The organism is Kribbella sindirgiensis (assembly GCF_004331435.1).
GTDB classification, from domain to species: domain Bacteria; phylum Actinomycetota; class Actinomycetes; order Propionibacteriales; family Kribbellaceae; genus Kribbella; species Kribbella sindirgiensis.
The window spans coordinates 470417-488591 of sequence record NZ_SJKA01000007.1; the positions used below are offsets into that span (position 1 = coordinate 470417).

The 18175-nt window shown below is 68.8% G+C and carries 17 protein-coding genes; 14 read left to right on the forward strand and 3 right to left on the reverse strand.

What is annotated here, in order from left to right; translation table 11 throughout:
• The first annotated feature begins 22 nt into the window (after positions 1-22).
• From E0H50_RS22790 to E0H50_RS22815, 6 genes are all read left to right on the forward strand, one after another.
• Complete coding sequence (locus tag E0H50_RS22790; protein ID WP_131291780.1) at positions 23-643, forward strand: HAD-IA family hydrolase; 621 nt, start codon at positions 23-25, stop codon at positions 641-643.
• Positions 640-1833, forward strand: a complete 1194-nt coding sequence (locus E0H50_RS22795) for an MFS transporter (protein ID WP_131291782.1) — start codon at positions 640-642, stop codon at positions 1831-1833. Before E0H50_RS22790 ends, E0H50_RS22795 begins: the two co-directional genes overlap by 4 nt.
• A gap of 38 nt (positions 1834-1871) precedes the next feature.
• Positions 1872-2705: an SMP-30/gluconolactonase/LRE family protein gene (locus E0H50_RS22800; protein ID WP_131291784.1), complete on the forward strand. Its 834-nt coding sequence runs from the start codon at positions 1872-1874 to the stop codon at positions 2703-2705.
• Between the two features lie 127 nt (positions 2706-2832).
• Positions 2833-3315, forward strand: coding sequence for a GNAT family N-acetyltransferase (locus E0H50_RS22805; protein ID WP_131291786.1), 483 nt, complete (start codon positions 2833-2835; stop codon positions 3313-3315).
• A gap of 76 nt (positions 3316-3391) precedes the next feature.
• Complete coding sequence (locus E0H50_RS22810; protein WP_131291788.1) at positions 3392-3613, forward strand: hypothetical protein; 222 nt, start codon at positions 3392-3394, stop codon at positions 3611-3613.
• Positions 3610-4353 carry a peptidoglycan-binding protein gene (locus E0H50_RS22815; protein WP_202868277.1) on the forward strand — a complete coding sequence of 248 codons (744 nt, stop codon included), beginning with the start codon at positions 3610-3612 and terminating at the stop codon, positions 4351-4353. The genes E0H50_RS22810 and E0H50_RS22815 overlap by 4 nt, the downstream gene beginning before the upstream one ends.
• Before the next feature lie 7 nt (positions 4354-4360).
• On the opposite strand, the gene E0H50_RS22820 is transcribed toward E0H50_RS22815, so the two are convergent.
• The gene (locus E0H50_RS22820; RefSeq protein ID WP_131291790.1) at positions 4361-5935 is read right to left on the reverse strand and encodes a GxGYxYP domain-containing protein; all 1575 of its coding nucleotides are present in this window, start codon (positions 5933-5935) and stop codon (positions 4361-4363) included.
• 88 nt (positions 5936-6023) lie between these two features.
• A complete protein-coding gene (locus tag E0H50_RS22825; RefSeq protein ID WP_131291792.1) occupies positions 6024-6635 on the reverse strand; it encodes an HAD family hydrolase in 612 nt (203 codons plus the stop codon).
• A 120-nt stretch (positions 6636-6755) separates the two neighbouring features.
• Between E0H50_RS22825 and E0H50_RS22830 the strand changes: the two genes are divergently transcribed.
• The 5 genes from E0H50_RS22830 (at position 6756) to rpmB (ending at position 12219) form a co-directional block, all read left to right on the forward strand.
• On the forward strand, positions 6756-8030 hold the full coding sequence (locus tag E0H50_RS22830; RefSeq protein ID WP_131291794.1) for an ABC transporter substrate-binding protein: 1275 nt from the start codon (positions 6756-6758) through the stop codon (positions 8028-8030).
• 1 nt (position 8031) lies between these two features.
• Positions 8032-9075: a carbohydrate ABC transporter permease gene (locus E0H50_RS22835; protein WP_131291796.1), complete on the forward strand. Its 1044-nt coding sequence runs from the start codon at positions 8032-8034 to the stop codon at positions 9073-9075.
• Positions 9053-9892 carry a carbohydrate ABC transporter permease gene (locus tag E0H50_RS22840; protein ID WP_131291798.1) on the forward strand — a complete coding sequence of 280 codons (840 nt, stop codon included), beginning with the start codon at positions 9053-9055 and terminating at the stop codon, positions 9890-9892. Before E0H50_RS22835 ends, E0H50_RS22840 begins: the two co-directional genes overlap by 23 nt.
• Positions 9893-9923: 31 nt before the next feature.
• On the forward strand, positions 9924-11912 hold the full coding sequence (locus E0H50_RS22845) for an aldo/keto reductase (RefSeq protein ID WP_131291800.1): 1989 nt from the start codon (positions 9924-9926) through the stop codon (positions 11910-11912).
• Between the two features lie 85 nt (positions 11913-11997).
• The gene (gene rpmB, locus E0H50_RS22850) at positions 11998-12219 is read left to right on the forward strand and encodes a 50S ribosomal protein L28 (protein WP_130387610.1); all 222 of its coding nucleotides are present in this window, start codon (positions 11998-12000) and stop codon (positions 12217-12219) included.
• A 316-nt stretch (positions 12220-12535) separates the two neighbouring features.
• Here rpmB and E0H50_RS22855 read toward each other — a convergent pair whose 3' ends face one another.
• Positions 12536-13543, reverse strand: a complete 1008-nt coding sequence (locus E0H50_RS22855; protein ID WP_238151150.1) for an SAM-dependent methyltransferase — start codon at positions 13541-13543, stop codon at positions 12536-12538.
• Between the two features lie 238 nt (positions 13544-13781).
• Between E0H50_RS22855 and E0H50_RS22860 the strand changes: the two genes are divergently transcribed.
• Genes E0H50_RS22860 through rsmD form a run of 3 tightly spaced genes read left to right on the forward strand, consistent with a single transcriptional unit; the run spans position 13782 to position 18174 of the window.
• Positions 13782-15383: a DAK2 domain-containing protein gene (locus E0H50_RS22860; RefSeq protein ID WP_131291802.1), complete on the forward strand. Its 1602-nt coding sequence runs from the start codon at positions 13782-13784 to the stop codon at positions 15381-15383.
• Positions 15380-17617, forward strand: coding sequence for an ATP-dependent DNA helicase RecG (recG, locus tag E0H50_RS22865; protein ID WP_131291804.1), 2238 nt, complete (start codon positions 15380-15382; stop codon positions 17615-17617). The genes E0H50_RS22860 and recG overlap by 4 nt, the downstream gene beginning before the upstream one ends.
• 5 nt (positions 17618-17622) lie before the next feature.
• Positions 17623-18174: a 16S rRNA (guanine(966)-N(2))-methyltransferase RsmD gene (rsmD, locus tag E0H50_RS22870; RefSeq protein WP_337590385.1), complete on the forward strand. Its 552-nt coding sequence runs from the start codon at positions 17623-17625 to the stop codon at positions 18172-18174.
• Position 18175: the final 1 nt, after the last annotated feature.

The following is an 18175-nucleotide window of genomic DNA, read 5'->3' on the forward strand; positions in this document are numbered from 1 at the left end:
AACGAGTTTAACGGGAGGGGTCATGGAGATCCGGGACATCCGCGCGGTGCTGTTCGACATGGACGGCACGCTGGTCGATTCCGACGCGGTCGTCGACCGGAGCTGGGGCCGGTGGGCGACCGAGTACGGTCTGGTGCCGGCCGACGTACTCGCGGTCGCGCACGGGAACCCGGCGATGGCGACCGTGACGCATTTCCTGCCGGACGCGTCGCCGGCGGAACGGACCGCGGCCTGGGCGCGAGTGTTCGATCTCGAGGTCAACGACGTCGACGGGGTGGTGGCGAAGCCTGGTGCGCTGGACCTCCTTGGGACGCTCGGGCGGATCGGTGTGCCGTGGGCGGTCTACACCAGTGCGCCGGCCCAACTGGCGAAGGTACGGCTGACCGCGGCCGGGATCGCGCCGTCGGTCCTCGTGACGGTCGACGATGTGAGCCGTGGCAAGCCGGACCCGGAGGGGTACCTGCGGGCGGCGGAGCTGCTCGGCGTACCTGTGACTGAGTGCCTGGTGGTCGAGGACACCGTTGTCGGGTTGTCGGCAGGGCAGGCGTCTGGTGCGCTCACGGCCGGTCTGAAGGGTATTGCGGCGGATATCGAGCTGGCTGACCTGCACCGGCTCGACACGCTGTTCAAAGGTCTGGAATGACCGCGGGCGCTCAGGCCCCGCCGCGGAGCGGTGCCCGCGGCGACGAGGTACGCATCGGTATCGCGCTGTCCGCGATGGGGTTCGTGCTGGCCGGGCTCGGTGCGTGTGTGGCGATCCTTGCGCGGGATCTTGACGAGCCGACGAGCCGGCTGGCGCTGCTGTCCTCGGGGTTCGCTGTTGGGTTGATGCTGGTCGCGGTGGTTGGTCCGCGGATGCTCAAGCTGTGGTCGATGCCTACGGTGCTTGGGCTTGGGTCGGTTGTGTGTGCGATGGGTGCGGTCCTCATTGCGGTCGCGCCGGTGTACGCGGTCGCTATCGCCGGCGGGCTGCTGGTTGGGCTTGGCGGCGCGCTGCTTGTCTTGGTTGCTCCGCTGATGCTCAACGGCCCGACTGCGGCTGCTCGCCTCAGTCGGGTCAACGCGGTCGCCAGCGGGACCGGAATCCTGGCGCCGCTGGCTATCGGCACGCTGGACGGTCTCGGTCCGAGCGGCCGGTACGCCATGCTCGCCGCGGCACCTCCCCTCCTTCTCCTAGCAGTACTGAACCGGCGCTCCAGCCCACTCCAGCCAACAGAGAAAGCGGTGCCGGTGTTGATTGATTCGGCGCCGGCGGTTGGGTTGGGGCGGAAGTGGCGGCGGGTGGGGCGGCGGGTCGTGATGGACGTCGGCGCGGGGTGGCTCCGGGTTGTGCTCGCGGTGTCGGTCGAGTTCTGCTTCGTGGTGTGGGCGGTGGCGCGGCTGGTGGCGAGTGGGTTGCCTACTGCGGCGGCCGCGCTGCTCGGCAGTGCGTTCCCGATCGGTATGGCGGTCGGCCGCGCGATCGGACCGATCCGCTACCGCGGCTGGTCGCCGGTCTTTCCGTCCGGAGCACTCGCCGCCTGCGGCACGCTGCTGGTGAGCCTGTTCGACGCACCGGCCGTGGTCGCGCTCGGCCTGGTCGTAGCAGGTCTCGGAGTGGCCCCGCTGTACCCGGTAACGCTCGCAGCCCTCGTAGCTATCCCCGGTCTCAGCTCGGCTCGTCTCGCCGCGGTCGGTGCGATGGCCTCCGGTACGGCGATCCTGGTCGCGCCGGCGCTCCTCGCCGTACTAGCACGTGTCGTCGACCTGCGGACGGCGTACCTGGTGACGTTGCCGCTGATCGCGATACTTTTTCTGCTCAGCCGTCGATCTGACCGGGCCGCGTTCGTGTAGGGGGTGAACGAGCCCGCAACGACGAACGAGGTGACGTGATGAAGCTTCTGCTGGACGGCCTGGCCTTTCCCGAAGGAGCACGCTGGCACGACGGCCGGTTGTGGTTCTGCCACTGGATCGCGCAGCAGATCATCGCCGTCGACGCCGACGGCAAGACCGAGACCTTCGAGGCGCCGGTCGGACGCCTGATGGGTTGGTCCGTCGACTGGCTGCCGGACGGCCGAATGCTGACCACCGGCGACAAACTGCGCCGGTACGAGCCCGACGGCTCGATCACCGTGCTCGCCGAGCAGGGCGCGAACGAGATCGTGGTGGGTGCCCAGGGCAACATCTATCTGGACGGCGCGGACTTCGACTTCGCCGGCGGTGCGGAGCCGGTCCCCGGCTGGATCAAGCTGGTCACGCCGGACGGCCAGGCGCGGCAGGTCGCCGGCGACATCCAGTTCCCGAACGGGATGGTGCTGACGCCGGACGGCAGGACGCTGGTGATCGCGGAGTCGTTCGCCGGGCGGCTGACCGCGTTCGACGTCGAGCCGGACGGCGGGTTGTCGAACCGGCGCGTGTACGCCGAGAACCTCGGCCCGGACGGCATCGTCCTCGACGCGGAGGGTGCGATCTGGTCCCAGACCTGGGGTGAGGGCGTGGTCCGCATCGCGCCGGACGGCGAGATCCTCGAGCGGATCGAGATCCCCGAGAACCGGGCGCCGTTCTCGCTCGGCCTGGTCGACTTCGACGGTCCGACGCTCTGCATCCTGACCGCGGAATGGCGGTCGGACGACAGCATCACCGACAACCTCGACCGCCTCACCAACGGCCCGCGAACCGGTCAGGTCCACACGATTCCGGTCGCCGTGCCGCCGGTGACCCTCTAACATCGCGGACATGGAGTGCTTCGCCGCCGGGCGTACCCGGCGCTGATCCCGGACCCATCGCCGCCTGTGCGCGGTGGGCCGGTCGCGCCTGCCCGGATTTCTCCTTCGCTCGCGAGAGGCACGCTCCATGCACATTCGTTCGTACGTCGACGCTGACCTGGCCCGGCTGATCGACCTCACCATCGACACGTTCGGGCCGTTCTACGAGGAATCGTTCCGGCCCCTGGTCGGCGAGCTGATCTTCACCCGCCAGCACGGCGACTGGCGCGGCGACTACCGCACCCAGGTCGCCGGGTTGCACGATCCCGCCGCACACAAGTACGTCGCCGTTGCCGTCGCAGACGACGTACCCGCCGGGTACGTCGCCTGGTGGCTCGACACCGCCCGCCGGCACGCGACGGTCGAGCTCTTGGCGGTCGCGCGCGAGCATCGCGGGGCCGGCATCGCTACCGCGCTCTGTGAGCACGCGTTCGCGGCGATGCGCGCGGCAGGTGCGGAGTACGTCGAGATCGGCACCGGCGGGGACGACTTCCACGCGCCGGCGCGGGCGTTCTACGAATCAATCGGATGTGTGAAATTGCCGGTGGCGGTGTACTTCCGTGAGCTGTAGTCGAAGCTCACGGGCCGGAGCATGATGGAGGGATCAGGGCTGGGGGCTTTCATCGTGGGCAGGGGGAGGCATTGCCATGACCGACAACGGGCGGCCGTCGCTGGAAGAGCTGGACGAGTTGCCGGACGAGATGACGCAGGAAGAGCAGGCCGCGTTGCTCGTCGAACCGAGCTTCGACCACGACATCGACAACGAGGCGGCGGAGCTGGAGGCCGAGTTCGGGCCTGCCGAAGACGGGGAGTACGGGCGGGCGTCGGGCGACCTGGCACCGGCGTACACCGGCGAGGCCGGATCATGAGCGGCCTCGAGGACATGATCCACACCGCCGAACTCGACCTCGGGCTCGGCGAACCGAACAAGATCCAGAAGTGGTACCGCGACCGCAACGGCCCGGCGTTCAACGGAAACTTCGCCTGGTGCGACGCATCGATCACGTTCTGGGCGTTCAACTCGGGCAACCACAGCACGGTCACGTTCGGGAAGGACTTCGCGCTGACCACGGCGCACGCGAAGGCGTTCAAGAACCACGGCCAGTGGCACGTCGACGTCGCGGGGATCCGGCGCGGTGACATCGTCTTCTTCGACTGGGACGGCACCGATCTCAAGTCCCGGATCGACCACGTCGGCCTGGTCACCGGGGTCAGCGGCTCGAAGGTCTACACGATCGAGGGCAACTACAGCAACAAGTGCGGCCGGCACACCCGGATGGCGAGCACGATCGCCGGCTACGGGCGCCCGACGTACGTCCACTCGCCCGGGCCGCGGACCGGGCTCGTGACGTTCCCCGGCAAGTCGTTCTTCGTGATGGGCCGCAAGAGCCCGATCATCGCGGCGATGCACCAACGGCTCCTGGACGTCGACTGCAACCGGTACGAAACCCAGACTAACAAGGACACCTGGGGGACCGGCGACCTCAAGTCCTACTCGGCCTGGCAACGGAAACTCGGCTTCCAGGGCTCGGTCGCACAGCCCGGCAGCGATGCCGACGGAATCCCGGGCAAGCAGACCTGGGACAAGCTCAAGGTCCCCCGCACCTGAACGACGACTACGGTCTGGCGTGCTTGCCGACCATGCGCACCAAGGTGTCCGGCGGGACGACCTTGACGTGAGGGGCGAGTCCGTCGACGACGGAGAGGACGTTGTCGACGGACTTGCTCCACGCGTGCCAGACGACGATCGAGTAGCCGGCCGTGGAGAAGGGGTTGCGGGTCGCGGCGTTCAGTTCCGCGGTGACCGAGGCCTCGTCGGCGCCGTCGAGCCCCTCCCAGAGCATGGTCCGGGCGGAGATCACCGGCTTGCCCTCGGACCAGACGACCTTGCCCTTGAGACCGTCGTACCGCGAGTACTCGAGGTAGATCAGGCCGTCGATCTCGGGCCGCTTGAGGTACGACGACCACAGCCGGGTGTTCTCGAACGCGTCGAAGTCGATGATTTGCGCGACCGACAGATCGGACCGCCCCATGGCCCGCGCGAGGGATGCGGTGTGCTTGTCCAGCGCGGCGGCCGGGTAGCGGCTCGGGTACATGTATCCGCCGCCCGACGGACCGACCACCCAGCGATCCTTGCGCGACTGGTCGTAGAACCAGCGCATGACGGACGGTGCGAGATCGATCAGCGACGGTGAGATGCCCCAGCCGAGGTCGACCTCACCCCGGCGCGGGCTCCCGAACCACCGCGGATCGGTCGGAAAGTCGCCGAGTGCCCACTGGATGTTGTCGCCGTCGGTGATCAGGAAGCTGACGTAATGCGCGTCGGGATCCGGCGTCGGAGGTTGCGCCGGGACGTGCTGCGACAGGCGGTCTTCGGTGATGCCTGACAGCACCGAGAGGTTGCGGGCGTGGTCGGCGGGCAGGGCCTTGACGCCGGTGGCCGAGTTCACGCCGATGAAGGCGTCCTCGCCCGCCGAGGCGTCGCCCCAGCCGATGACCGTGCCGTCGTCGTCCAGCGCGTCGACCACCTCGGCGCGGAACTCCGAGTTGCCGTCGAAGAAGGCGAACGTCCCCGCCATCGTGACGTAGTCCCGGAGCCGCTCCGGGATGTCCGCGCGCTGCTCGACCGCGACGTCGTGCCGCAGCCGGGGCCAGTACGTCTCGAACACCCAGCGGTCGTCCTTGTCCCGCACGTCCAGGACCTTGCGCAATCCGTGCTGGATCGCGAGTGCCTCCAAGCTTTCCTCGATCGCCACGGCACCCGTGACGCCCGCGAGCGTGGTCGCGACGTTGACCGACGGGGTGCCCGTACGGAAGAGAACATATCCGGTGACGCCGGACCGCTGAACGGTTTTCCACAGGTCCCCGGTCCGCGTCCGGACGCCGTACTGCGACACCAGGCCGTCGAGCCAGTGCTGGTACCCGAGCGTCGGCAGGTTCAGGTACAGCGATTCGCCGCCGCGCCGCGCCATCAGGCCCTGCAGCGTCGTCGCCAGCGTCCGCTCCGGCAGGCTCAGCGTGGACTCGTCGAAGACGTTCAGCATCCGCGGCCGCTGTCCCTTGGGGTACGCCGACAAGGCCGCCGGAGCGGGCGCGGCGCCGAACGCCAAGGACGGTGAGACGGTCGCGGCCAGACCCAGGCCGGCGGTGAGGCCCAGCGCGGTACGGCGGGAAAATCGGCGATCGGACATGTGGTGCCTCCAGTGAGCGGCTGGTGGACTGTCCTACGTTGTCAGTTGCCCGGTGACGATGTCACAGCCTTCACGTCCTTACAAGACCTCAGAGGGTGTCTGCCAGGTCATGACGCCGAAACAGCTCGATGAGCGCCGGTACGCCGGCCGACAGGTCGTACAGCTCCGCGCGCAGCCCGACGCTCGCGGCGCCCTCCACATTGGCCACGTTGTCGTCGATGAACAGCACGGAGGAGGCGGGCAGATCGAGCGCACCGAGGATCGCCCGGAAGTACGCCGGGTCCGGCTTGGCGAGCCCGAGGTCGCACGAGTAGAACGTCTGGTCGAACCATGCGCCGTACCCGCGCTCGTCCTGCATGATCGCCCGCCGGTATCCCTGCTGATTGGTCGCCAGGTGGCACCCGATGCCGGCCGCGCGCAGGGACTGGACGAGCGCGATCACCGCGGGCTCCGCGACGAACCAGCTCCACGGCTCGAGCGCTTCGTCGACGGAAACCGGCGAGTTCCAGCGCCGCAGTACGTCGCCCAGCGCGTCCCGGAAATCGACTTTCCCGACCAGCGCGGGCTTCTCGGCCGCCATCAGGTCCGCGACGAACGCGTCGCCGTCGGTGGGTACGAGGGAGGTCAAACGGGCCGACCAGTCGCGATCGGGTCGCTGGACGACCCCGTCGGCGTCGAAGAGGACTGCGCTGGGTCTCATGGCATCCCATCTTGTCATCGGAGGCTTGACCGGTTCAGTCGGTATGCGCTTACCTAATGGCTACGTAAACATATGTGGACACCTTCCGGCGAAAACCAACAGAAAGCGCCAGGTGAGGTTATGACCCTGAGCAGAAGGCACTTCCTCGCGGCCGGCTCCGCCGTCGCCGCCGCGGGTCTCACCGGCTGCGGATCCCGCAGCTCGCTGGGCGGATCGAACGAGCTCAGCATGTGGACCTGGGTCGGGTCCGTCAACGACGACCTGATCGGCCAGGCGGAGAAGGCGATTCCCGGGTACGACGGCATGAAGCTGGCAATGACCCGGATCGGCTCCAACTACAAGACCAAGGTGCTGACCGCCCTGGCCGGCAAGTCCCTGGTCCCGGACATCGTCGCGATCAACGACGACGTCGCGACGTACTTCCCGAACGCGGACCAGTTCCACGACCTGTACGACCTCGGCGCGAAGGAGCTGGAGAAGGACTTCCTGCCCTGGAAGTGGAAGTGGGGGGTCACGCCGCAGGGCAAGATGATGGCCTACCCGATGGACACCGGGCCGACCGCGTTGTTCTACCGGACCGACATCTTCCAGAAGGCGGGCGTCGACATCGACCCGGCCGCGGTTGCGGGGATCGCCCCGGACTGGGACGCCTTCATCACGCTCGGCAAGAAGCTCAAGCAGGCCGTGCCCGGCTCCGCGATCACCGACAACATCACCAGTATCTACGGCTACCGGATGGCGCAGCAGTCCAAGCGCTACATGACGCCGGACGGCCAGTACCTGGGCGATCAGGACCACGTCCGGCAATCGTTCGATCTCGCGGTCCGGGTGGTCAAGGAAGGGCTCTCGGCCAACGCCCAGAACTCGACCGACAAGAACGCGGTCGTCACCAACGGCCAGCTCGTCGCGTACAACGGGGCCGTCTGGTGGGCGCAGCTCGGGCCGAAGAACGCGGCGCCGAAGACCAAGGGACTCTGGCGGGTGACGGCGGCTCCTGGTGGCGCCGGCAACAAGGGCGGGTCCTTCCTGGCGATCACGAAGTACTGCAAGAACCCGAAGGCGGCGTTCGCGTTCATCAGCTGGCTGGAGTCGGCGAAGAACCAGGCCCAGGCGTTCCTGGACCCGGTGCTGTTCCCGTCCACGCCGGCCAGCTACACCGACTCGCGGCTGAGTGCGCCGGATCCGTTCTTCGGCGGTCAGAAGATCGTCGACGTGTTCGCGGAGTCCGCGAAGAAGTACCCGGGCGCGTACTTCTCGCCGTACGACACCATCATCGACACCCCGATCGGCGCCGAACTGGTGAACGTCGAGGCGTCCGGCAAGGACCCGGATCAGGCCTGGGCCGACGCCCAGCACCAGATCGAACGCGAACTGACCCGAGCGGGGGCGATCTGACATGGCTGTCACCAGCAAGACGGCCCCGGCCGCCATCACCCGGCCGTCCGCCGCCGCGGAGAAGCCGCCGAACAAGTACCGGCAGGCGTTCCCGCAGTACGCCGCGGTCTCGCCGTTCTTCATCCTGTTCGCGATCTTCGGCGCGTTCCCGGTGCTGTTCTCGATCTGGATCTCGTTCCACTCCTGGGACGGCATCGGGCAGATGAAGTGGGTCGGCCTCGAGCAGTACCGCTACCTGCTCACCGACGAGACGTTCTGGAAGACCATCGGCAACACGATGATCATCTGGGTGCTCTCGACGGTCCCGATGCTGCTGCTGGCGCTGGTGATCGCCAACGCCCTGCACAACGCGACCCGGTTGCGCACCTTCTACCGGATCGCCTACTTCATCCCGAACGTCACCTCGGTGGTCGCGATCACCCTGGTGTTCGGCTCGATCTTCAGCAACAACTTCGGCCTGCTGAACGCGTTCCTGCGCTCGATCGGCGTCGGCGAGGTGCAATGGCTGACCTCGCCGTGGGGGATCAAGATCGCGATCGCCACCATCGTCACCTGGCGCTGGGTCGGCTACAACGCGATCATCTACCTGGCCGGCCTGCAGGCGATCTCCGCCGACGTGTACGAGGCCGCCAAGGTGGACGGCGCGAGCCCGCGGCAGACGTTCTGGCGGATCACCGTCCCGATGATGCGGCCGGTGATCCTGTTCACCGCGGTCACCTCGACGATCGGCGGACTGCAGATCTTCACCGAGTCCCGGGTGCTGTTCGGCGACACCTCGAACATCGGCGGCCCCGGCGACGCCGGCCTGACCATCGTGTCGTACCTGTACCAGAGCGCGTTCATCAAGAACCAGTTCGGGTACGGCGCCGCGATCGGCTGGGCGCTGTTCATCCTGATCGTGCTGTTCAGCATCATCAACTGGCGGCTGATCGGCGGAAACGACGACGAACGACTGACCCGACGCGCCGCTCGGCGGGTGGAACGCAGGATCGCAGCCCAGAATGCCAAGAGGGAGGCCGCAGATGTCCATGCAAACGTCGACTGAGCGCATTCGCACCGCCGTCGGTCACATCGTGCTGATGTTCGGCGTGCTGGTCTCGCTGTTCCCGTTCTACTGGATGGTGGTGATGGCCTCCAACACCACCCCGGACATCTTCAGCTACCCGCCGAAGCTGCTGATCGGCTCGCACCTGTTCGAGAACATGGGCAAGGTGCTCGACAACATCGACTTCTTCGGCTCGATGCTGCTCACGCTGATCGCCTCGCTCGGCGTCACGGTCCTGGTGCTGTTCTTCGACTCGCTGGCCGCGTTCGCGTTCGCGAAGTACGAGTTCCCGGGCCGGAACCTGCTGTTCGGCCTGCTGCTCGCGACCTTCATGATCCCGGCGCAGCTGTCGCTGGTACCGCAGTTCGTGACGCTGGCCGAGTTCGGCTGGATCGGGTCGCTGAAGGCCCTCATCATCCCGGGCGCGGCGAACGCGTTCGGGATCTTCTGGATGCGCCAGTACGCCAAGGGCGCCATCCCCGACGAACTCATCTCGGCCGCCAAGGTCGACGGCGCCGGATTCTTCCGGCAGTACCTGACCGTCGGCCTGCCGGTGCTCCGGCCCGGTCTGGCCTTCCTCGGCATCTTCACCTTCATCAACGTCTGGAACGACTACCTCTGGCCGTTGATCGTGATGACCGACCCGAACCGCCTCACCCTCCAGGTCGCACTCGACCAGCTGAACGGCATCTACGGCACCGACTACTCGATGGTGATGGCCGGTGCGCTGATGAGCGTCGTCCCGCTGATCGGCGTCTTCCTGATCGGCGCCCGTTCGTTCATCGCCGACCTGGCCGCGGGCGCCATGAAGTTCTGACCCAACCGACAAACCAGACACGGGATCTCTTTTGACTGACCACAAGCTCCGCTGGGGCATCATCGGCACCGGCAACATCGCGTCCCGGTTCGCCAGCCAGGTGCCGACGTCGAAGACCAACGAGGTCGTCGCCGTCGGCAGCCGGTCCCTCGACTCGGCGAACGCCTTCGCCGACAAGTGGGACATCGCGAACCGGCACGGTTCGTACGACGACCTGCTCGCCGACGAGACCGTCGACGCCGTCTACATCGCCACACCGCACCCGATGCACGTCGAGTGGGCGATCAAGACGGCCGAGGCCGGTAAGCACGTGCTGTGCGAGAAGCCGCTCGCGATCAACCGCGCGTGGGCCGAGGCGATGATCGAGGCCGCCGTCCGCAACGACGTCTTCCTGATGGAGGCGTACATGTACCGGTGCCTGCCGCAGACCAAGCTGGTCGCGCAGCTGGTCCGCGACGGCGAGATCGGCACCGTCCACCAGATCCAGGCCACGTTCGCGTTCGCCGCCGGGTACCGGCCGGAGAGCCGGATCTTCGCCGACGACCTGGCCGGCGGCGGCATCCTCGACGTCGGCGGCTACCCGGTGTCGATGGCCCGCCTGATCGCCGGCGCGGCCACCGGGCAGCCGTTCCAGGACCCGGCCGCGGTGTCCGCGGTCGGCACCGTGGGCGAGACCGGTGTCGACGAGTGGACGGTGGCGACGCTGTTCTTCGACGGCGGCGTGACCGCCCAGGTGAGCACCGGCGTACGGCTCGGTGACAAGAACCAGGTCCGGGTCTACGGCAGCAAGGGCTACCTGCAGGTCGACGACCCGTGGTTCGGCGGCGACGGCAAGCCGACCCACGTCACGCTGCACAAGGTCGGGGAGGAGCCGCGGGACATCTCCGCGGAGCCGGCGCTGATCTACACCGCGGAGGCCGAGGCGGTGCAGGCGGCGATCGTCGCCGGCGCGAAGGAGGCGCCGGAGATGAGCTGGGCGGACACGCTCGGCAACCTCACCGTCCAGGACCAGTGGCGGGCCGCGATCGGGCAGCAGTACGCGAGCGAGCGGGACGACGCGATCATCCCGACCGCGACCGGGCGCCCGCTCAGCCGCCGGGACGACGCCCCGATGACGTACGGCCACGTGCCGGGCGTCGACAAGCAGGTGTCCCGGCTCGTGATGGGTGTCGACAACCAGCAGACGCTCCCGCACGCGGCGGTCGTCTTCGACGACTTCGTCGAGCGCGGCGGTACGACGTTCGACACGGCGTACATCTACGGCGGCGGCAGGGGCGAGAAGCTGCTCGGGCAGTGGATGACGTCCCGCGGCAACCGGGACGAGGTCGTCGTGATCGGCAAGGGCGCGCACACGCCGTACTGCGACCCCGAGTCGATCACCCGGCAGCTGCACGAGAGCCTCGACCGGCTGCAGACCGACCACGTCGACCTGTACTTCATGCACCGCGACAACGAGGACATCGCGGTCTCGGAGTTCGTCGACGTCCTCGACGAGCACTTCAAGGCCGGCCGGATCAAGGCGTTCGGCGGCTCGAACTGGTCCACCGCGCGCTTCGACGAGGCGAACGCGTACGCCGAGGCGAACAGCAAGCAGCCGTTCACTCTGCTCAGCAACCACCTCAGCCTCGCGCGGGCGTACGACGTACCGTGGGCCGGCTGCCGGCACGTGGCTGACGACGAGTCGCAGGAATGGCTGCGGGAGCGGCAGGTCGCGCTGTTCCCGTGGTCGAGCCAGGCCCGCGGGTTCTTCACCGGACGGGCCAAGCCGGAGGACACCTCGGACGCCGAGCTCGTGCGCTGCTTCTACTCCGACGAGAACTTCCGCCGGCTCGACCGGGCGCGGGAGCTGGCGGCCGCCAAGGGCGTCGAGCCGACCGCGATCGCTTTGGCGTGGCTGCTGCACCAGCCGTATCCTGTATTTCCGCTGATCGGGCCGCGGCACGTCAGCGAAACCCGGACCTCGACTCCGGGGCTCTCGGTGTCCTTGACGGACGACGAAGTGGCCTACCTCACTGCCTGACTGTGTGCCTTACAGCCGAATTGGTGGGGCGCTGACACGCATGTAACATGGTCTGTCGGTGTCTCGACCCTGAACACGGAGAATCATGTCTAAGAAGTGCGATGTCTGCGGCAAGCAGCCGACGTTCGGCAACAGCGTTGCCCGCCTGGGTAAGGGCGCGATGATCCGGCGGGTCAAGGCTCGTACGCCCCGCCGGTTCAACCCCAACATCCAGCCGGTCCGCGCGATCATCAAGGGCACGCCCACCAAGATGAAGGTGTGCACCTCCTGCATCAAGGCCGGCAAGGTCCAGCGCGTCGTCGGCTGACCTGAAGCTCTCCTCCGTGTAGGGCCTTCGACAGGCGCCCGGTTCACCCCGGGCGCCTTGTCGTGTTTGCCCAGTCTCCTCGTCGCCCGGACCGGCGCGAGGCCGCTCCGGACCTCGCGGCGCAGCTGAGGGTCATCCCCGGACTGCAGGGTTCCCTGCTCGTATACGAGGGGAGAACCCACCACGCGAGCGGCTCGTCACGTGGGCTCTCCGGAACATTTTCGTCACCTGCTGCAACATTTGTTCCGCAAACCACCACCCGCGGACCAGTCACCTGAACCGGTATCCGCTCATGTGCTGTGGGTGGTGCTGTGGGTCAGTGGCGGTGCGCGACGACCGTGATCTCGTTCCGGTTGTGGTGCAACTGCCGGGCGTGCCGTACGTCGTACCGCTCGCCGAGGATCTCGATACCGCGGCGGGCGCCGTCCAGCGGGTTCCTGCCGCCGCCCTTGAGCGTCACGATCGCGAGCCCGCCGCGCCGCAGGTGCGCCGCCGCGTCCAGCATCATCCGGGCGCTCGTCACCTGGTCCATCCGCATGTCGTTGACAGCCACGTCGAAGCGGACCCGGTTCGCGTTCGCCGCGAAGAAGCGGCCCGCCGTCGTCGCCTCGTGATGGATCCGGCGATCGCCCCGCAGCCGCGGGTCCAGCGACCCCGGGTCGACCGACCACACCTCCTGCCCGTGCTGCCGCAGGATCCGCGTCCAGCCGCCCGGCGAGGCGCCGAGGTCGACGGCCTTCCCGCCGCGGGGCAGCTCCAGCCCGAACGTCGCGATCGCCTCTTCCAGCTTGAACTCCGACCGCGAGACCCGCTCGTCACCCCGGGCCAGCCGCATCCGCCCGCCCGGCCAGTCGGACAGGCTGTCCGCGAGCCGGTTCAGCCCGAGCAGCACGGCCTTGCGCCCCGCGAAGCACGAGACGACGTACTCCTGCCCGGAACGCGTGACGGCCACTCCGCGGCCGGCCAGCGCCTCCTCCAGGCGGTGGTAGTACGATCCGCCGGTGCCGGCCGCGTCGGTCCAGGCCTGGACCGCCAGCGCCTTCGGATACTCCGGCAGCTCGCCCAGCACGACCTCAGCCAGCTCGTACTCCGGCGGCAGCTCCTCGAAGCTCGCGATCTCCACCGTCAGATGCCGGACGAACATGATCCGCCCCGCGTCACACGCCGCCGCGAACGCCTCCACGGGCGGCCCTTCGACCCGCCCGAGCTCCGCACCGACCCGCTGGACCCGCACGTCCCGCCCGAACTCGCCCCGGATCTCCCGCACAGCGAGCTCGTAACTGTCGGCCGCGGCCGAGAACAACACACTCCTGCCACCGCCCACAACCACTCCCACCTCTCGCCGCCACCCCGACCCTATCCACCCCGCCCCGCCCCCTCCCAAACCGGTTTGGGGAGCCCTACTGCCCGATTCAGGGGGGTATGCCTCCCCAGTTCAGGCCGGGGTCCTCCCCAAACCGGTTTGGGGAGGATGTCGGGCGTGGGAGGAGGGCGTGGGACGGGCGTGGGAGGGGGTGAGGGGATGGGCGTCTGTTGGGGTGTGGACGAGTAGCCTTCCGGGCGTGGAGGAATTGACCGTCGACGTGCTGCGGGCCTGGGCTCGGACCGCACTGGCCGACCTGGCCCGGGCCCGGACCGAGATCGACGAGCTGAACGTGTACCCGGTACCGGACGGCGACACCGGCACCAACCTCTACCTGACCTGGGAAGCCGCCTGCGACGCGCTGCCCAAGGGCGAACTGACCTTCACCGAGGCGATCCAGGCATTCGGCCGCGGCGCCCTGCTCGGCGCCCGCGGCAACTCCGGCGTCATCACCTCCCAGCTGATCCGCGCCTGCGGCCTCCGCCTCGACGAGAACCTCCCGCACCACACAGCCGCTGATCCTCAGATGAGCGAGGCCGCCGCGTTCGCCGACGCGCTCAGGTACGCCGCCGACGCCGCGTACGGGGCCGTCGCGCAGCCCGTCGAAGGCACGATGCTCACCGTCGCCCGTGCCGCCGCCACCGGCGCGATGACCGCCGCGAACGACGGCAAGACACTCGCCGACGTCTGCCTCGCCGCGGTCGCCTCCGCCCGCCAGGCCCTCACGAGGACGACCGAACAACTCGACGTACTGCGTCGCGCGGGCGTCGTCGACGCCGGGGGAGCGGGCCTCGTCGTCATCCTGGGTGCGATGGAATCGGTCCTCACCGGGCAGCACGTGCGGGTCGACGTACCGGCCAGGGTCGAGCCGCAGGGCGAGAGCGCCCAGAGCCAGGAGGGACCGGCGTACGAGGTGATGTACCTGCTCGACGCGCCCGACGACAAGATCGGCGACTTCCGGCAGGCTCTGGCCGCGCTCGGCGACTCGGTCGTCGTGGTCGGCGGCGACGCACTCTGGAACGTCCACGTGCACACCGACGACGTCGGCGCCGCGATCGAGCACGGCATCGACATCGGCCGCCCGCACCGGATCCGGGTCACCCACTTCGACGACCAGGCGCACCACCACGAGCCCGCTCCCGGCCGGGCCGTGATCGCGGTCGTGGCCGGGGAGGGACTCGCCGGCCTGTTCAGCGAGGCCGGCGCCCGGATCATCCGCGGTGGCCCCGGGCGCCGCTGCTCCACCGGCGAACTGCTGCAGGCGATCGAGCAGTCCCAGGCGCCCGAGATCGTGATCCTGCCCAACGACCAGGACTCGATCGCGGTCGCCGAGGCCGCCGCCACCGCCGCCCGCCAGGACGGGATCCGGGTCGCCGTGATCCCGACCCGCGCCCAGGTCCAGGGCCTCGCGGCGATCGCCGTCCACGACGCGGACCGCAGCTTCGACGACGACGTCGTGCACCTCTCGGCCGCCGCCGGGCAGACCCGGCACGGCGCCGTCACGATCGCGGTCAAGGACGCCTGGACGATGGCCGGCCGGTGCCGGATCGGCGACGCACTCGGCGTCGTCGACGGCGACTTCGCGCTGATCACCGCGGACCTCGAGGAGGCGGCGCTGGAGGTCGTCGACCGGCTGCTCGGCGGCGGTGGCGAGCTGCTCACGATCGTCACCGGCCGCGACGCCGACCCGGCCCTGGCCGACGCCGTGGAGCGGCACGTCCGCCGGCAACGCAAAGATGTCGACGTCGTGGTGTACGACGGAGGACAGGACAGGTATCCGCTCCTGATCGGGGTCGAATGAAAACGGATATGGACCGCAAGCTCCGGGACTTCCTCGGGGCCAAGACCGCCAAGACCTTCGCGGACGTGCTCGAGATCGAGACCGTCGGCGAGTTGCTGCGGCACTACCCGCGGCGGTACCTGAAGAAGGGCGAGCTGACCCCGTTCGACGAGCTCGAGGTCGGCGACCAGGCGACCGTCAGCGGCCGGGTCAAGAAGGTCACGGCCCGCGCGCTGGACACCAAGGTCGAGATCAAGGCCGACGACGTCTACAAGTTCCGCAAGAAGCGGACGATCACCAAGGTCGTGGTCACCGACGGCCGCAACGACCTGGAGCTGGCGTTCTTCAACCAGCCCTGGCTGCTGACCAAGCTGACCCCCGGCACCGCCGCGCTGTTCTGGGGCGAGGTGACGATGTTCCGCGACACCATGCAGCTGAAGGGGCCCGGCACCGAGATCCTGGACGAGGACGACCTCACCGAGGCCGAGATCGAACGCCGGGCCCGGCCGTTCCGCCCGCTCTACCCGGCGACCGGGAAGTTGCCGACCGCAACGATCGAGCGCTCGGTCAAGATCGTCCTGGACAGCCTCGACGACCGCATCGACGATCCCGTGCCGGACCTCGTGCTGCGCAACGAGAAGCTGCTCGGTCTGCGCGAAGCCCTGCAGAAGGTGCATCTTCCGGACACCGAGAAGGACATTCACGACGCGCAGCAGCGGTTCCGGTTCGAGGAAGCGCTGGTGATGCAGACGATCCTCGCCCAGCGCCGCGCGGTGACCGACGCGCTGAGCGCCGTACCGCGGCCGCGGCAGGCCGGTGGGCTGCTCGACGACTTCGACCAGCGGCTGCCGTTCGAGCTGACCGAAGGCCAGGCCGAGGTGGGGGAGGAGATCTTCGCCGACCTCGCCCGGCCGCACCCGATGCACCGGCTGCTGCAGGGCGAGGTCGGCTCCGGCAAGACCGTGGTCGCGCTGCGGGCGATGCTGTCCGTGGTCGACAACGGCGGCCAGGCGGCCCTGCTCGCGCCGACGGAGGTGCTGGCCGTCCAGCACCACAAGACGCTCACCAAGATGCTCGGCGACCTGGCCGAGCAGGGCATGCTCGGCGGCGCGGAGCATGCCACCAAGATCGGGTTGCTGACCGGTTCGCTGAACACCGCGTCCCGCCGTACGGCGATGCTCGACGCGGCCAGCGGCGCGGCCGGAATCGTGGTCGGGACGCACGCGCTGCTCGAGGACAAGGTCCAGTTCGCGGATCTCGGGCTCGTGGTGGTCGACGAGCAGCACCGCTTCGGGGTCGAGCAGCGGGCCGCGCTGAGCGCGAAATCCGGGGCGAACACGCCGCACGTGCTGGTGATGACCGCGACGCCGATCCCGCGCACGGTGGCGATGACAGTGTTCGGCGACCTCGCGGTCTCGACGCTCACCCAGTTGCCGGCCGGGCGGTCGCCGATCCAGTCGTCCGTGGTGCCCGCGAAGGAGCGGCCGGACTGGCTGCAGCGGGCCTGGGCGCGGGTCCGCGAGGAGGTCGGCAAGGGCCACCAGGCGTACGTGGTGTGCCCGCGGATCGGCGACGACGTCAAGAACGCGAAGGACGAGGAGGGCGAGCTCCTCGAGACCGACGAAGGCGGGAAGAAGCAGGCGCGGCCGCCGATCTCGGTGCTGCAGGTGTCCGAGGCGCTGGCCGAGATCCTGCACGACCTGCGCGTCGAGATCCTGCACGGGCGGCTCCCTGCCGAGGAGAAGGACGCGGTGATGTCCCGGTTCGCGGCCGGCGACATCGACGTCCTGATCGCCACCACGGTCATCGAGGTCGGGGTCGACGTACCGAACGCCTCGACGATGGTGATCATGGACGCCGACCGGTTCGGCATCTCGCAGCTGCATCAGCTGCGCGGCCGGGTCGGGCGGGGCAAGGTGCCCGGGCTGTGCCTGCTGGTCACGGACCTGTGGGCCGGATCGAAGTCGTACGGGCGCCTGGACGCGGTCGCGTCGACGACCGACGGGTTCGAGCTGTCGCGGATCGACCTGGAGACCCGCCGCGAGGGCGACGTACTGGGTGTCGCGCAGTCCGGGCGGCGCAGCAGCCTCAAACTGCTCAGCGTGCTGCGGGACGAGGACATCATCCTCGCGGCCCGGCACGAGGCCACCAGGATCGTCGGAGTCGACCCCGCCCTGTCCGAGTTCCCGGAGCTCCTCGCGATCGTCCGAAGCGCCCTGCAGTCCGAGACCACCGAATACCTGGAGAAGCATTGACGCGCGTGATCGGGGGAGCGGCCGGTGGGAGGCGGATCGGCGTACCGCCGGGGAGTGGGACGCGGCCGACCGCGGACCGGGTGCGGGAGGCGTTGTTCTCGTCGCTGGAATCCGAGTTCGGGAGCTTCCACGGGCTCGCGGTGCTCGACCTGTACGCCGGATCGGGCGCGATCGGGCTGGAGGCACTGTCCCGTGGTGCCGCGAGGGTCGTGCTGGTCGAATCGGACCGGAAAGCGGCCGAGGTGATCGCGGCCAACATCAAGGTCGTGGGCCTGCCGGGGGCGACGCTCCTGACCCGGCCCGTGGAGAAGGTGACGGCCGGTGACGCCCCCGCGGTGTTCGACCTGGTGTTCGCGGACCCGCCGTACAAGCTGGAGACCGCCGAGCTGCAGGACGTGCTGACCGGCCTGGTGGCGCACGGCTGGCTCGCAGACGACGCGGTGGTGGTCGTGGAACGCGGGAAACGGGAGCCGTGGGACTGGCCCGAGGGGTTCGCCGCGCTGCGGGACCGCAAGTACGGCGAGGCCCGGCTTTGGTACGGTCACCGCCATGGTTAAG

Excerpts from the sequence above, each read along its gene's own strand:
- E0H50_RS22790 (WP_131291780.1), top strand. The coding sequence starts at position 23 with ATGGAGATCCGGGACATCCGCGCGGTGCTGTTCGACATGGACGGCACG.
- E0H50_RS22795 (WP_131291782.1), top strand. The coding sequence starts at position 640 with ATGACCGCGGGCGCTCAGGCCCCGCCGCGGAGCGGTGCCCGCGGCGAC.
- E0H50_RS22800 (WP_131291784.1), top strand. The coding sequence starts at position 1,872 with ATGAAGCTTCTGCTGGACGGCCTGGCCTTTCCCGAAGGAGCACGCTGG.
- E0H50_RS22805 (WP_131291786.1), top strand. The coding sequence starts at position 2,833 with ATGCACATTCGTTCGTACGTCGACGCTGACCTGGCCCGGCTGATCGAC.
- E0H50_RS22810 (WP_131291788.1), top strand. The coding sequence starts at position 3,392 with ATGACCGACAACGGGCGGCCGTCGCTGGAAGAGCTGGACGAGTTGCCG.
- E0H50_RS22815 (WP_202868277.1), top strand. The coding sequence starts at position 3,610 with ATGAGCGGCCTCGAGGACATGATCCACACCGCCGAACTCGACCTCGGG.
- E0H50_RS22820 (WP_131291790.1), bottom strand. The coding sequence starts at position 5,935 with ATGTCCGATCGCCGATTTTCCCGCCGTACCGCGCTGGGCCTCACCGCC.
- E0H50_RS22825 (WP_131291792.1), bottom strand. The coding sequence starts at position 6,635 with ATGAGACCCAGCGCAGTCCTCTTCGACGCCGACGGGGTCGTCCAGCGA.
- E0H50_RS22830 (WP_131291794.1), top strand. The coding sequence starts at position 6,756 with ATGACCCTGAGCAGAAGGCACTTCCTCGCGGCCGGCTCCGCCGTCGCC.
- E0H50_RS22835 (WP_131291796.1), top strand. The coding sequence starts at position 8,032 with ATGGCTGTCACCAGCAAGACGGCCCCGGCCGCCATCACCCGGCCGTCC.
- E0H50_RS22840 (WP_131291798.1), top strand. The coding sequence starts at position 9,053 with ATGTCCATGCAAACGTCGACTGAGCGCATTCGCACCGCCGTCGGTCAC.
- rpmB (WP_130387610.1), top strand. The coding sequence starts at position 11,998 with ATGTCTAAGAAGTGCGATGTCTGCGGCAAGCAGCCGACGTTCGGCAAC.
- recG (WP_131291804.1), top strand. The coding sequence starts at position 15,380 with ATGAAAACGGATATGGACCGCAAGCTCCGGGACTTCCTCGGGGCCAAG.